The sequence below is a fragment of the Geodermatophilus obscurus DSM 43160 genome (genome assembly GCF_000025345.1).
Taxonomy (GTDB): Bacteria; Actinomycetota; Actinomycetes; order Mycobacteriales; family Geodermatophilaceae; genus Geodermatophilus; species Geodermatophilus obscurus.
Genome location: NC_013757.1, coordinates 484,285 through 497,957, shown reverse-complemented (window position 1 = coordinate 497,957; position 13,673 = coordinate 484,285). Strand labels below are relative to the sequence as shown.

General features: G+C 74.3%; 13 protein-coding genes and 2 tRNA genes. 11 read left to right on the top strand and 4 right to left on the bottom strand.

Annotated elements, in window-relative coordinates:
• Positions 1–9: 9 nt before the first annotated feature.
• The 3 genes from GOBS_RS02260 to GOBS_RS02250 all read right to left on the bottom strand — a co-directional run bounded on the left by GOBS_RS02260 (position 10) and on the right by GOBS_RS02250 (position 1,540).
• A tRNA-Arg gene (locus GOBS_RS02260) sits at positions 10–82 on the bottom strand.
• 21 nt (positions 83–103) lie between these two features.
• A tRNA-Ser gene (locus GOBS_RS02255) sits at positions 104–192 on the bottom strand.
• A gap of 142 nt (positions 193–334) precedes the next feature.
• Positions 335–1,540, bottom strand: coding sequence for an MFS transporter (locus tag GOBS_RS02250; RefSeq protein WP_041241298.1), 1,206 nt, complete (start codon positions 1,538–1,540; stop codon positions 335–337).
• 148 nt (positions 1,541–1,688) lie between these two features.
• Here GOBS_RS02250 and GOBS_RS02245 point away from each other — a divergent pair, with 148 nt between their 5' ends.
• The 9 genes from GOBS_RS02245 to GOBS_RS02205 all read left to right on the top strand — a co-directional run bounded on the left by GOBS_RS02245 (position 1,689) and on the right by GOBS_RS02205 (position 11,373).
• Positions 1,689–2,222 carry a CGNR zinc finger domain-containing protein gene (locus GOBS_RS02245; protein WP_012946674.1) on the top strand — a complete coding sequence of 178 codons (534 nt, stop codon included), beginning with the start codon at positions 1,689–1,691 and terminating at the stop codon, positions 2,220–2,222.
• A 118-nt stretch (positions 2,223–2,340) separates the two neighbouring features.
• Positions 2,341–2,958, top strand: a complete 618-nt coding sequence (locus GOBS_RS02240; protein WP_012946673.1) for a phosphatase PAP2 family protein — start codon at positions 2,341–2,343, stop codon at positions 2,956–2,958.
• A 35-nt stretch (positions 2,959–2,993) separates the two neighbouring features.
• Complete coding sequence (locus GOBS_RS02235) at positions 2,994–3,542, top strand: DoxX family protein (protein WP_012946672.1); 549 nt, start codon at positions 2,994–2,996, stop codon at positions 3,540–3,542.
• Positions 3,539–4,612, top strand: coding sequence for a PHP domain-containing protein (locus GOBS_RS02230; RefSeq protein ID WP_012946671.1), 1,074 nt, complete (start codon positions 3,539–3,541; stop codon positions 4,610–4,612). The genes GOBS_RS02235 and GOBS_RS02230 overlap by 4 nt, the downstream gene beginning before the upstream one ends.
• Before the next feature lie 565 nt (positions 4,613–5,177).
• Positions 5,178–6,032 (top strand): glycosyltransferase family 2 protein, encoded by an 855-nt coding sequence (locus GOBS_RS02225; protein WP_012946670.1) that lies wholly within the window; start codon positions 5,178–5,180, stop codon positions 6,030–6,032.
• Positions 6,029–6,634, top strand: coding sequence for a metal-dependent hydrolase (locus GOBS_RS02220; RefSeq protein WP_012946669.1), 606 nt, complete (start codon positions 6,029–6,031; stop codon positions 6,632–6,634). The genes GOBS_RS02225 and GOBS_RS02220 overlap by 4 nt, the downstream gene beginning before the upstream one ends.
• 56 nt (positions 6,635–6,690) lie before the next feature.
• Positions 6,691–7,539 carry a glycoside hydrolase family 16 protein gene (locus GOBS_RS02215; protein WP_012946668.1) on the top strand — a complete coding sequence of 283 codons (849 nt, stop codon included), beginning with the start codon at positions 6,691–6,693 and terminating at the stop codon, positions 7,537–7,539.
• 112 nt (positions 7,540–7,651) lie between these two features.
• Complete coding sequence (locus tag GOBS_RS02210; protein ID WP_012946667.1) at positions 7,652–8,356, top strand: 4'-phosphopantetheinyl transferase family protein; 705 nt, start codon at positions 7,652–7,654, stop codon at positions 8,354–8,356.
• On the top strand, positions 8,353–11,373 hold the full coding sequence (locus tag GOBS_RS02205; RefSeq protein WP_166487262.1) for an acetoacetate--CoA ligase: 3,021 nt from the start codon (positions 8,353–8,355) through the stop codon (positions 11,371–11,373). The genes GOBS_RS02210 and GOBS_RS02205 overlap by 4 nt, the downstream gene beginning before the upstream one ends.
• Before the next feature lie 54 nt (positions 11,374–11,427).
• On the opposite strand, the gene GOBS_RS02200 is transcribed toward GOBS_RS02205, so the two are convergent.
• A complete protein-coding gene (locus GOBS_RS02200) occupies positions 11,428–11,610 on the bottom strand; it encodes a hypothetical protein (protein WP_041241297.1) in 183 nt (60 codons plus the stop codon).
• 247 nt (positions 11,611–11,857) lie between these two features.
• Between GOBS_RS02200 and GOBS_RS02195 the strand changes: the two genes are divergently transcribed.
• Positions 11,858–12,805: a glycosyltransferase family 2 protein gene (locus GOBS_RS02195; protein ID WP_012946664.1), complete on the top strand. Its 948-nt coding sequence runs from the start codon at positions 11,858–11,860 to the stop codon at positions 12,803–12,805.
• 28 nt (positions 12,806–12,833) lie between these two features.
• Complete coding sequence (locus GOBS_RS02190) at positions 12,834–13,673, top strand: polysaccharide deacetylase family protein (protein WP_049788123.1); 840 nt, start codon at positions 12,834–12,836, stop codon at positions 13,671–13,673.

Below are 13,673 nucleotides of genomic sequence, written 5' to 3'. Positions count from 1 at the left end.
AACCAGACGTGCACCCGAAGGGATTCGAACCCCTAACCTTCTGATCCGTAGTCAGATGCTCTATCCGTTGAGCTACGGGTGCGGGCTGTTCAGTTGTCGTGCGCGGAGGCTCCGGGATTTGAACCCGGGATGGGGATTAACCCAAACCGCATTAGCAGTGCGGCGCCATAGACCGGACTAGGCGAAGCCTCCCGGGGTCCGAGTCCCCCCGGAACCACCGAGAAGAGACTACCAGCGCCCCGGGAGGCGTTCCGCCAGGGGTCCCCCCGAGCTCCCGGTGCGTAGAGGGGCGCATCGACAGGACCTGACACGTCTCCCCTGCGCGACGGCGACCTCAGGCGGCGACGGGCTCGGACACCCGCTCGCGGGCCGGACGCCGGCCCGGGACCAGCGTCACCAGCACCGCGAGGGCGGCTCCGGCGACGGCGAGCAGCAGGCTGCCGCTCACCCCGGCCGGGCCCTCGATCAGCGCACCGCCGAGCGCGGCCCCGACCGCCGAGGCGCCGGTGGCCATCGTCGAGAGCCAGGTGAAGGCCTCCGTGGTGGCGTGCGCCGGCGCGATCGCGCCGACGAGCGAGTTCTGCACCGTCAACGTGGGCGCGATGGCCGTCCCGCCGAGGAAGAGGAGCGCACCGAGCACCCACGGGTCGGACGCCGCGGCGAGCGGCGCCAGGCCGATCGTCACGCCGAGCAGCAGCCAGCGGTACTGCCGAGGCAGCGAGACGCTGACCACCCGGGCGCCGAACCACAGCCCGCCGGCCACCGAGCCCAGCGACCACAGGGCCAGCAGGACGCCGGACATCCCTGGCGCCCCGGCGGCGTCGGCGAACGCGGGGACGGCGACCTCGAGCGCACCGAAGCCGAGCATCAGGGCCGAGCCGCTGAGCAGCACCCGGGGCATGCCGGGGGTGAGCACCGTGGCGAACGGGCTGGCGCGGTGCGCGGCGGGCACCGGGACCCAGCCGCGCATGGCCGACGACGTCGCGACGCCGAGCGCGCCGGCCACGGCGAGCGAGCCTGCGACGGCGACCGCCCACGCCGGGGTCGCCAGCACCGCGAGAGCGGCGACGAGCGTCGGGCCGGCCACGAAGACCAGCTCGGTGGCGGTGGCGTCGAGGGCATAGGCGGTGCCGCGCACCCGCGGGTCGACCCGGGACCACAGCGCGCGGACCACCCCGGACACCAGCGGCGTCCCGGCACCGGCGGCGGCCGATGCGGCGACGACGGCCACGGTCGGAGCGCCGCCGAGGACGACCGCCACCAGCAGGGTCAGCAGCAGCGGGAAGGCACCGGCCTGGGCCAGCAGCACCGGCCGCGGACTGCGACGGTCGGCCAGCCGGCCGAGCACCGGCGCCATCCCGGCCATCGCCAGGCCGTAGGTGGCCGCCGCGAGGCCGGCGACGGCGTAGGAGCCGGTCTGCTGCTGCACCATGAGCAGCAGTGCGAGCGGGACCATGGCCGAGGGGAGACGCCCCGCGAAGCCGGCGACGAGCAGCACCGGGGCGGACGGCAGGCGCCAGACGGACAGGTACGAACGCACGACGAACTCACTTCGGTAGCACGCGGACGGGAAGAAGTAGGGGGTCAAACACCGTTGACTCCCTACACGCTACGGACGGACACGTAGGGGGTCAAGTGACATACGACGCCTACGGCGTGTCGACGGCACACCAGCGGTAGGGGATTCCATGGACTACGACACCTACGGGTCCACCGCGGTCGAGCTGGCCATCGACCTGACCAACGCCGACCGGGACGCCGGACCGGACTGGGCCACGGCCTTCCTGCGCGCCCACGACGAGTGGTTCGAGCCGGGCACGGTCGTCGAGCTCTCCCCCGCCGAGACCGGGCAGGCGGCCACGACCGCCGACCTGGTGCGGGCGGTGGCCGTGGCGACCACGCAGCCCGAGGTGCTCGAGCGGCTCAACGCGCTGCTCGCGCTGGCGCACCCGCAGCCCTACGCCACCGACCACGACGGCGAGCTGCACCTGCACTACGCCCGCCCCGACGCGCCACTGATGGAGCAGCTGACGACGACCGTGGCGATGGGCCTGTCGCAGGTCGTCGTCCAGCACGGGTGGCAGCGGATCGGCGTCTGCTCGGCCGAGGGGTGCGACGACGTCTACGTCGACACCTCGCGCAACGCCAGCCGCCGGTATTGCTCCAACACCTGCGCCAGCCGCTCGACGGTCGCCGCCTACCGCGCCCGCCGCAGGACCTGACCGAGGACCCCCCGCCGCGAGCGTGCGTGACGTACTGGAACGGCCACCCTCCAGGGGCCCTCCGCCTGAGCCTGCGAGGCGTGCGGAGAAGGGTGGTCCTTCTACTAGCGTCGCGCGCATGGTGAGCGCCCGGCACTGGGATGCGCGCCTTCACTCCCTCGTCGGCGGGCTGCCGAACTCCCCTGCCGACCTCTGGCTGCGCCGGCTGACCACCGCCGCCGACCACGGCCGCCTCTGGATGGCCGCCGGCGTGCTCATGGCCCTGCGCCGCGGTGCGCTGCGACGCGGCGCCGTCCGCGGGCTGGCGTCGATGGCGGTGTCCAGCGGACTGGTGAACACCGCGCTCAAGCCGGTGTTCGGCCGCCGGCGTCCCGACCTCGGCGCCCACCCGGTGCACCGCCTGCTGCAGGAGACGATGACCACGCACTCGTTCCCCAGCGGGCACTCCTCCTCGGCCGGGGCCTTCGTCACCGGCGTCGCGCTGGAGTGTCCGGCGGCAGCGGCCGTGCTCGCACCCCTCGCACTCACGGTCGGCTACTCGCGGGTGCACGTCGGCGTGCACTACCCGGGGGACGTCGTCGGCGGGCTGGCGGTCGGCGCCGCGGTCGCCGTGGGCCTCCGACGCTGCTGGCCGGGGGAGGCCGGTCCACTGCCGGTGCGCGCCGTTGACCCAGCGGAGTGGCGGCCACCTCACTACGGTCCGGTCAGGGTGTCCCGGCGCGGGTCGGGGCACTGAGCAGACCTGCAGTCCCCGACGGAAAGAGGTCCTCCATGTTGGTCCGCCGGATCGCCCGGCCGCTGCTGGCGTCGTCGTTCGTCTACGGCGGCATCGACACCCTCCGCAACCCGCAGAGCCGGGTGCCGGGTGCCGCGCCGGTCGTCGACCAGATCGCCGCCAAGGCCGACCAGCAGCTGCCGGTCCAGCTGCCGCGTGACGTCGAGCAGTACGTGAAGGTCAACGCCGGCGCGCAGGTCGCGGCCGGCTCGCTGTTGGCCCTCGGCCGGCTGCCCCGGCTGTCGGCGCTGGTCCTCTCGGCCAGTCTGGTGCCGACGACGCTGGCCGGACACCGCTTCTGGGAGCACGACGACCCCAAGGAGCGCTTCGGCCAGACCGCGCACTTCGTCAAGAACCTCAGCATGCTCGGCGGGCTGCTCATCGCCGCCGTCGACACCGAGGGCAAGCCGTCGGTGGGCTACCGCGCCCGCCGCGCGGCGTCCCGGGCCGCCGACAGCACCGAGAAGAGCCTGGAGAGGGCGCAGAAGCGCGCGGCCAAGGCCCAGCGGAAGGCCGAGAAGCAGTACAAGAAGGGCTCCCGCTGAGTCACCCGCTCCCGCCCGCGGCCGCGCTCCGGAGGATCGCCTTCCTCCTGGAGCGCGCCCGCGAGCCCACCCACCGCGTCTCGGCGTTCCGCACCGCCGCGGCCGTCGTCGACACGCTCGGTCCGGAGGAGCTCGACCGGCGGATCCGCACGAGGACGCTCACCGACCTCCGCGGCATCGGGCCCAAGACCGGCGCGGCGATCGTGCAGGCGCACGCCGGCGAGGTGCCCGAGTACCTGGCCCGCCTCGAGGAGTCCTACGGCGAGCTGGTGCCGCTGGCCGACGACGTCGCCGATTTCCGGGCCCTGCTGCGCGGCGACCTGCACGTGCACTCGGACTGGTCCGACGGCGGCAGCCCGATCCGCGAGATGGCCGAGGCGGCGATCGGGCTGGGCCACGAGTACATGGCACTGACTGACCACTCGCCCCGGCTGACCGTCGCCAACGGGCTGTCCGCCGAGCGGCTGGAGCGGCAGCTGGACGTCGTCGCCGCGCTGAACGAGGAGCTCGCGCCCTTCCGGATCCTCACCGGCATCGAGTGCGACATCAACGTCGACGGCAGCCTCGACCAGACCGACGAGCTGCTCGGGCGGCTGGACGTCGTCGTCGCGAGCGTTCACTCCGACCTGCGCGCGGACTCCGCCGCGATGACCGAGCGGATGCTCACCGCGGTCGCCGACCCGCACACCGACGTCCTCGGGCACTGCACCGGCCGGCTGCTGGTCTCCCGCGAGCAGCGGGAGGGACGCCGGCAGCGGCCGCGTCCGGAGAGCACCTTCGACGCCGAGGCCGTGTTCTCCGCCTGCATCGAGCACGGCACCGCCGTGGAGATCAACTCCCGGCCCGAGCGGCTGGACCCGCCGCTGCGGCTGCTCAACCTGGCCGTCGACCTCGGCTGCGAGTTCGCCGTCGACACCGACGCGCACGCCCCCGGCCAGCTGGACTGGCAGGGCAACGGCTGCGAGCGGGCGGTCGAGTGCGGCGTCCCGGCCGAGCGGGTGGTGAACACCCGCTCCGCCGAGGACCTGCTGGCCTGGACCGTGGATCGAGGGTCTTCCGAGGCGGGGTGAGGGCGCTCCCGGGGACGCCCGCAGCGAACGCCCGACCGGCACCGGGAGCCGTCAGCCCGCCCCCGGCGACGGGCTGGCAGTGCACCCGACCAGGTGACAACGCTCACGGACAGGTGACCGCCTCCGCGCCCCGCCAGGAACCCGCCGGGCCCTCACATCCCTTCGAGGGGTTGCGGACCAACGTGCAGGTCAGGCCGGGGATGCACCCGCCACGCGCATCGGGCCCAGGAAGCCGGTGTCCCGTGGTGCGTCTCACGTCGTGATCGGCGCTGGCGCCTCCGGATGCGGCAGAGGCCTCGGTGTTCGCGGTTGCGAGCACGGAAGCCGACCCGGTAGTAATGCAATCAGACCTCTGGAGCCACGGAGAGTCACCGTTCACCGCATCGCGCGGGTGGACGTGGCGGGGCTCCCGGGTGGCTGCGACTGGCGTCGCGGCCTGGTCCACGACAACACGGTCAGCACCACCACGAACGGGTAGTGATGATCCGCCGGGCGCACCTGGTCGCCATAGCCCGGCGGGGAGCAGAGGCGAAACCGGGCCCGTCCTAGAGAGGACACCCGTCTCATGCCTTCGCGACAGGTCATCGAGCTGCGCCCGCACTCGCTGCCCCACCACCCCACCGTGACGCGGATCGGCGCGCCGCGCGTGAGCGTCGTCGTCCCGACGTTCAACGAGGCCAAGAACCTCCCGCACGTCTTCGCCCTCATCCCCGAGGACGTGCACGAGGTGATCGTCGTCGACGGCCGCAGCGTCGACGACACCATCGAGGTCGCCCGCTCGCTGCGTCCCGACGTGCGGATCGTGCTGCAGAACCGCCGGGGCAAGGGCAACGCCATGGCCTGCGGTTTCGCCGCAGTCACGGGTGACATCGTGGTCATGCTGGACGCCGACGGGTCGGCCGACCCGCGGGAGATCCCGCGCTTCGTCCAGGCGCTCACCGACGGCGCGGACTTCGCCAAGGGCACCCGGTTCGCCAACGGCGGCGGCAGTGCCGACATCACCCGCACCCGCAAGTGGGGCAACCGGTGGCTCAACCGGATCGCCAACCTGTTCTTCGGCACCCGGTACACCGACCTCTGCTACGGCTACAACGCCTTCTGGTCGGACTGCCTGCCGGCCCTGGAGCTCGACGCCGGCGACCGCGGCCGCGAGGACAAGCTGTGGGGCGACGGGTTCGAGATCGAGACGATCATCAACACCCGGATGGCCAAGGCCCGGATGCACATCGTCGAGGTGCCGAGCTACGAGTTCGAGCGCATCCACGGGGAGAGCAACCTCAACACCTGGCGCGACGGCGTCCGCGTGCTGCGTGCGCTCGTGGTCGAACGGTCCAACCGCCGGGGTCGCGCGCCGCAGGCCGAGGTCGTCCCGGTCCGCCCGCAGGTCGCCACCGCGGAGACCCCCGTCCGCACCGCGTGACCCCGGCGGGCGGCTCGGCTCCGGCAGACCGGCAGCGCCCCGAGCGGCGCGCGCGCCGGCCCTGGGGCCGGGCCGCGCTGCCGTTCGTCGCGCTGGCGGTCGTCGCCGTCCTCGACCTCGTCGCCGAGTCGCGGCGGTGGCCGCTGCCGGTGGTGGGGCTGCTCGACGAGCCGGCCCACCTCATCACCGCCGGCCTCGTCCTCGTCGCGCTCCCCGCCGGGACGCGGCCCCTCTGGTCGTGGGCACTGGTCGGCGCCGTGGCCATCGACGTCGACCACGGACCGCTGTACCTCTACGGCGACGCCGTCGCCGGGGACGGCGGCCGCCCCGTCACGCACTCGATGGCCACGGTCCTGCTGCTCCTGGCCGCCGCGGCTGCCGTCCGCCGGTACCGCTGCGCCCTGGCCGGCCTGGCCTGCGGCGTCGCGCTGCACCTGGTCCGCGACCTCGCCACCGGTCCCGGCGTCCCACTGCTGTGGCCGCTGCCCGGGGCCGCGCAGGTCCCCTACCCGCTCTACGCGGCCGCCCTGGTGGGGGTGACGCTGGTCGCCGTCGCCCGGCAGCTGCGCACCCCCACCCGGTCGGTCGTCACCCGACCGTAGGGGCGACCTGCGTGCGCAGAGCGAGGCACAGCGCCCCAGCGGTACCCTGGCGAGTCGTGTTCCGAGACAGCCGAAGGCGCAGGCGCGGCCCGCTGCTGGTCGGCGGGGCGGCAGTCGTCGCGCTCGTCGTCGCCGGCATCGTCGTGCTGCAGGACGAGGAGGTCCTCACGCCTCGGCCCACCTCGCCCGCCCCCGCCTCCGACCTGCCGGGCTGGGAGCTCGTGCTCGCCGAGGACTTCGACGCCGACGCCGACCTCGGCGAGTTCACCGACGTCTACCCCGGCTGGGCCGAGTACGACGGCGCCCGTGACACCTCACGCGACCTCGGTCGGCGCGAGTCCCACCAGGGCGTCTACAACAGCGCCACGACGACCACCGTGCAGGACGGCCTGGTCGACGTCCGGGTCCACACCCGGGACGACACTCCGCAGGTCATGGCCCTGACGCCCACGCCTGACGGGCAGTGGTGGGACGGCCAGGTGCACGGACGCTACGCGGTCCGGTTCCGCGCCGACCAGGTCCCCGGCTACAAGATCGCCTGGTTGCTGTGGCCGTCGAGCGACGACTGGTCCGAGGGCGAGATCGACTTCCCGGAGGGCGGGCTCGGCGACGAGATCGTCGGCAACTCCCACGACATCACCGGCGACCCATCGGTCAACGCCTTCTCCATCCGCACCGGCGCGTCGATGGACGACTGGCACACCGCGACCATCGAGTGGGCGCCGGGCCGGGTCACCTTCGTGCTCGACGACCGGGCGTGGACCACGACGGATCCTGCGGCGATCCCGGTCGACCCCATGCGCTGGGTGCTGCAGATCGAGACCGAGCTGTCCGTGGAGGCCCCGCCGGCTGACGCCGAGGGACACGTCCTCATCGACTGGGTGGCCGCCTGGCGGGCGGTCTGACCGCCGACACCGGTCCGGTTGACCCCGCTCGAGGGGACGTGCCTCCCCGGTCGGGGGACACCGGCATGGAAAACCGCCCCGGGACCTGCGGGATCTCCCTAGGCTCGGTCCCGTGAGCAGCACGGCAGGCCCCACGGCACCGACCGGTGTCGCCGGGGACCTCCTGCTCCGCCTGGTCGACCTCACCCCCGGTGGCCGGGCGACCGGGTCCGCCCGGTCCTCCCTCACTCCCGCCGAGTGCGCGCACGCCGACCGCGGCACCGCCGAGGTCGCCGCCCGCCGGCTGCTCCTGCGCGCTGCGCTGCGCGAGACGCTCGGCGCGGTGCTCGGCCTGGCGCCCGCCGACGTCCCGCTCACGCTGCCCCCGGGCCGCCCTGAGCTCACCGGTGCCGCGGCAGGCTCCGGGCTCGACGTCAGCTGCTCGGCCAGCGCCGGGCTCGGCGTGGTCGCCGTGGCCTCCGGCGCCCGCGTCGGTGTCGACATCGAGCGGGTGCGCGACCTGCCGCTCGCGGACACCGCCGCCGAGGGCTGGCTGACCGCCGGCGAGCACGCCGCCGTCGCCGCCCTCCCCGCCGCGCAGCAGCCGGAGGTACTCACTCGCTGCTGGACGCAGAAGGAGGCGGTGCTCAAGGGTCTGGGTGTCGGCCTGCGTTCCCACCCGGCCACCGTCGTCACCCCCTCCGCGGGGCGGGCACCCGGTCGCACCGGCGACTGGGAGCTCCGTTCCATCGACCTCCCCGAGGGCTGGGTGGGCAGCGTCGCCCTCCGCCTCACCCGTCCCGCCGCCGCCGCGGCCGACCCCCTGGGAACTCCGTGACCACCAGCCGCCGTGCCCCTCGACCCACCGCCCCCGTCCGCCGACCGCAGGTGGCCGACTTCCGTGACCGCGCAGAGGTCGCGGCGGGTCGCGACCTCGGGAACGCGGTGGCGCTCCACGAGTGGTCGGTGCAGGAGTTCCGCGACTTCTGGCGGCTGTTCCTCGACTGGGCCGGGCCGGCGTGGGAGGGCTCGGCGGACCCGGTCTGCACCGGCGACGACGTCGAGACGGCGGTCTTCTTCCCCGCCGTCTCCCTCAACTACGCCGAGAACCTGCTCCGTCCCCTGCCGGGCGTCGACGACGGCGCCGTCTGCCTCACCTCCGTGCACGGCGACGGCAGCCGCGACCGCTGGACCCGCGCGGAGCTGCGCGAGGACGTCGACCGGACGGCGACCGCGCTCGCGCGCCTGGGAGTCGGCGCCGGCGACCGCGTCGTGGTGGTCGCGGCCAACAACGGCCACGCGGTCGTCGCCGCGCTGGCCACCGCGGCGCTCGGCGCCACCCTCTCCTCCGGCATGCCCGACATGGGGCCGGCCGCACTGCTGGGCCGGTTCACCCAGGTGGAGCCGGCGCTCATGGCACTCGACCGCACCGGCGCCACCGGCTGGGACGGCACCGACGGCGACCTGCTCGACCAGGTGGTGGCCGGGCTGCCGACGGTGCGCACCGTCGTCGTCCTCGACGTCCTCCCGTTGCCGTCGCTGCGCGGGGTGCGCGTGGTGCGGCTGGCCGACCTGCTGTCGGACCTCGGCCCGGACACCCCGCGCACGCCGTGGCCCCGGATGCCGTTCAACGACCCGCTGTTCGTGATGTTCTCGTCGGGCACGACGGGGCCGCCGAAGGCGATGGTGCACGGCATCGGCGGGACGCTGCTGGAGCACCTCAAGGAACACCGGCTGCACGGCGACCTGGACGCCCGCGACACGCTGTACTTCCAGACCACCACCGCCTGGATGATGTGGAACTGGCAGCTGTCCGCGCTGGCGGTGGGCGCCGGCATCGTCCTCTACGACGGTCCGGTGCCCGGCCCGGAGACGCTCTGGCGACTGGCGGCGGAGGAGCGGGTGACCGTCTTCGGCACGAGCCCGGCCCACCAGCAGCTGTCGCAGGACACCGGGCTGCGCCCGGCCGAGGTGTTCGACCTGAGCGCGCTGCGTGCGGTCATGTCCACCGGTTCGGTGCTGCACGACTGGCAGTTCGACTGGTTCGCCGCAGCGGTCGGTCCGCAGCCGCTGCAGTCGATCAGCGGTGGCACCGACATCATCGGCTGCTTCGTGCTCGGCCACCCCGAGCTGCCGGTGGTGCGGGGCCGCAGTCAGGCGCTCAGCCTCGGCCTGGACGTCGCCGCGCTCGACGCCGGGGGTCACGCGGTCGTCGGGCCGCCGGGCGAGCTGGTCTGCCGCCGTCCGTTCCCGTCCCGCCCGGTGCGCTTCCTGCGCGATCCCGACGGCTCCCGGCTGCACGGTGCCTACTACACCGAGCACCCGGGGGTGTGGACCCACGGCGACGTCGTCGACCTCGCCCCGGACGGCACCGCCCGCGTGCACGGCCGCTCGGACGGCGTCCTCAACATCGACGGCATCCGCATCGGGCCGGCCGAGATCTACCGCATCCTCAAGGGCCTGCCGGAGATCGCCCAGGCGGTCGCGGTGGAACAGCGGCACCCGACCACGCCCGGCGCCACCCGGCTGGTGCTGCTGGTGCAGCTGCACGGCGGCGCCGTCCTCGACGGGGAGCTCGAGCGCCGCATCCGGACGACGCTGCGCAGCCAGGCGACCGCCGCGCACGTGCCCGCACTGGTGCTGGCCGTCCCCGAGGTGCCGCTGACGCACAGCGGGAAGGTCTCGGAGAAGGCGGCCCGCGACACCGTCAACGGCGACCGGGTGGTCAACGTCGACGCGCTGCGCAACCCCGGCTCGCTGGCGGGCATCACTGCTGCCCTGCGGACCGCCACCGAGCGCACCGCGCTGCCGGTCCCGGAGCCGCGGTCGGGATCCGGCCGGCCGCCCGCCGCGCCACGACCCGCAGTCCCGCCCGGCGACACGGCCGCGGTCACGGCGGTGGTCTCCACGATCTGGCGCGACCTCGGCGTGGTGCCGCACGCCGGCATCACGGACTTCTTCGACCTCGGCGGCACCTCCCGCCAGTCCATGACGCTGCTGCGACGGCTCCAACTGGAGCTCGACGCCGACGTCACCATGGAGCAGTTCCTCGCCGACCCGACGATCCCCGGCCTGGCCGCGGCGGTCGCGGCGGCGGCGGACGCCACGGCCGTGCTGCTGCTGGCGGCGGGCAACCCGGCGGCGCCCCCGCTGTTCCTGCTCAACGATGCGTGGGGCGGCGTCGAGGTGTACCGGACGCTGGCCGAGCTGCTGGTCGGGGTCGGGCCGGTGTACGGCGTCCGCGCCGACCTCGTGCACCCCGACGGCAGCCGCAAGCCGATCGACGACCTGGCCGACGAGCACGCCGCGACCATCGTCGCGGCGCGGCCGGAGGGCCCGCTACGACTGGCCGGCTTCTCCTTCGGCGGGCTGGTCGCGTTCGAGACGGCCCGGCGGCTGAGGGCGGCCGGACGGGAGGTCGAGTTCCTGGGCCTGCTCGACCCGCTGCCGCCGGAGGACAGCCTCCCCCCCGTGCGCCGCCGCCTGCACCGCCTCACCGGCGAGATCGGCGCGCTGATCCCCGGGCTGGCGGACCGGCCGCTGCGCGACGTGGTCCGCCAGCGGCTGCGGCCGGAGACCCGGCCGGCCGACCAGCAGGCGCTGGACCGCTCCGGGGCGGTCTACGCCCGGCACCGGCTGCAGCACTATGACGGGCGGGCGACGTACTTCCGGGCGCGCCGGCGCATCCCGGTGTCCGGGCACTTCATGTCGGCGTGGCGGGCCGCCGCACCGCGACTGGAGGTCGTCTCCGTCCCGGGCCCGCACCACGACCTGCTGGCCGGGCGGCACGTCGTCGCGCTGGCGGTGCAGATGTCACTGGCGCTCCGGACGGCGGCGCAGCTGCGCCGGTCCTGACGCATCCGGGGTCGGGCCCCGCCGGCCCCGCGGGCGGTCGGCAAGCCCGACCGTTCAGCGGCTGAACAGGCCGAAGCGCGGCCGGCGGTACCGGGCGCAGGCGCACAGGGCGCAGTCGGTGCCCCGGCGGTAGTGCTCGTGGGCCTGCCTGCCGTGCCCGCAGCCGCAGGAGCGACCGTCGGCAGCCACGGCGGAGACGGCGGCCTCGACGAGACGCAGCGACGGGGGGCGGCTCACCAGGGGAGCCGGAACTGGATCTGAGCCCAGTGGGTGCACAGCTGCGTCCTCCGCATCGGTCGTCCGCCACGGCCCGTAGCGGCGCGCAACAGTAGCGATGCGCACACTATCAGTAACGAGCCGGGGTTCGCGTGTCACGGCCCCACCCTCTCGCGTCAGAGCCCCGCATCACACCCCTGTCGCGCCCCCTCGTGGACAACCCGGACGGGGGAATCGGCGCATCGCAGCCCCCCGTTACCCTCGGTCCGTGCACCATTCGCTCACGGTCGTCATCTGCGCATACACCCTCGATCGGTGGAGCGACATCGAGGACGCCGTGGCGAGCCTCCGGCGTCAGGACCACCGGCCGGACCAGGTCGTCCTCGTGGTCGACCACAACGAGGAGCTGCTCGAGCGTGCCCGCGCCGCCTTCCCCGACGTCTCAGTGGTGGCCAACACCGGCTCCCGTGGCCTCTCCGGAGCGCGCAACACGGGCGTCGAGGTGGCCATCGGCGACGTCGTCGCGTTCCTGGACGACGACGCCGCGGCCGACCCCCGCTGGACCGCGCAGCTGCTCGCGGCCTTCGCCGCCGACGACGACGTGATCGGCGTCGGCGGCTGGGTGGAGCCGGACTGGCGGGCGCCGCGACCGGCGTGGTTCCCCGACGAGTTCCTCTGGGTCGTGGGCTGCAGCTACACCGGGCTGCCGACCACGCGGACGGAGATCCGCAACCCGATCGGCGCCAACATGGCCTTCCGCCGGGACGTGTTCACCAAGGCCGGCGGTTTCGACTCCGACATGGGCCGGATGGGTGCCGACGCCGCCGGTTGCGAGGAGACGGAGTTCGCCATCCGTGCCCGGCGGACCCTCCCACGGACCCGCGTGGTCCTCGAACCCTCGGCGGTCTGCCGGCACGGCGTCTCGCCGGACCGGGTGACCCGCGCCTACTTCCGCCGCCGCTGCCAGGCCGAGGGGCGCTCCAAGGCCCTGGTGAGCCGGCTCGCGGGCGCGGACTCCGCCCTCGAGACCGAGCGCACCTACGTGAGCCGCACCCTGCCCCGGGGCGTCCTGCGGGGCCTGCGCCGGCTAGCCCGTGGCGACCGCGCCGGTGGCGCGCAGGCGTGGACGATCATCGAGGGGACGGCGCTCACGGCGGGCAGCTACGCCCTCGCACGGGTGAAACAGCGCCGCACCGGAACCGCGCCGGTTTCCTGAGCGTTCGCTGGGAACTATGTCTCGCGCCATGGAAGACCAGGCCGCCACACGTAGGCGCCCCGCGGTCCCGATCCTGCTCTACCACGCCGTCACCGAGACCCCCGGGACGCACATCGCCCCGTTTGCCGTCCCGCCGAGCGCGTTCGCCCAGCAGCTCGACCTGCTGCTGGAGGCCGGCTACCGCTGTGTGACCTTCGGCGAGCTGGTGGCGGCCGAGGTCGCCGGCCGCCCGCTCGGCGACCCGGACGACGGCCGGAAGACCGCCGTCATCACCTTCGACGACGGCTTCGCCGACTTCGCCACCGCCGCGCTACCGGCGCTGCGCGAGCGCTCGCTGGTCTCGACGCTGTACGTCACGACGGGCTGGCTCGAGGGCGGCCGGGACCGCCGACCCGGCCCCAGCGACCGGATGCTCGACTTCGCCCAGCTGCCCGGCCTGCTGGCCGAGGGCGTGGAGCTCGGCGCGCACAGCCACAGCCACCTCCAGATGGACACCCTCGGCGCGGCGCAGCTGCGCGATGAACTGGTGCGGCCCAAGGAACTCCTGGAGGACGTCCTGGACCGGCCGGTGACCACGTTCGCCTACCCGCACGGCTACAACGGCCCGCGGGTCCGCCGGGCCACCCGGCAGGCGGGCTACGAGAACGCCTGCGGGGTCCGCAACGTGCTGCACTGCGCGGGCGAGGACGTCTTCGCCGTCTCGCGGCTCATGCTGCGCCGCACGACCACGCTCGACGAGCTGTCCCGCTGGCTGGAGGACGTCGAGTGCCGGCCGGCCGGCCGGGAGAGCTGGGCGACCCGCGGCTGGCGGGCCTACCGGCGTGCCCGTGCCGTCGCCCGCCGCCGGCCGGGGTCGGTCTACGCCTGA

Coding starts and splice junctions, on each gene's coding strand:
- GOBS_RS02245 (WP_012946674.1), top strand. CDS start 1,689: ATGGACTACGACACCTACGGGTCCACCGCGGTCGAGCTGGCCATCGAC.
- GOBS_RS02240 (WP_012946673.1), top strand. CDS start 2,341: ATGGTGAGCGCCCGGCACTGGGATGCGCGCCTTCACTCCCTCGTCGGC.
- GOBS_RS02235 (WP_012946672.1), top strand. CDS start 2,994: ATGTTGGTCCGCCGGATCGCCCGGCCGCTGCTGGCGTCGTCGTTCGTC.
- GOBS_RS02225 (WP_012946670.1), top strand. CDS start 5,178: ATGCCTTCGCGACAGGTCATCGAGCTGCGCCCGCACTCGCTGCCCCAC.
- GOBS_RS02190 (WP_049788123.1), top strand. CDS start 12,834: ATGGAAGACCAGGCCGCCACACGTAGGCGCCCCGCGGTCCCGATCCTG.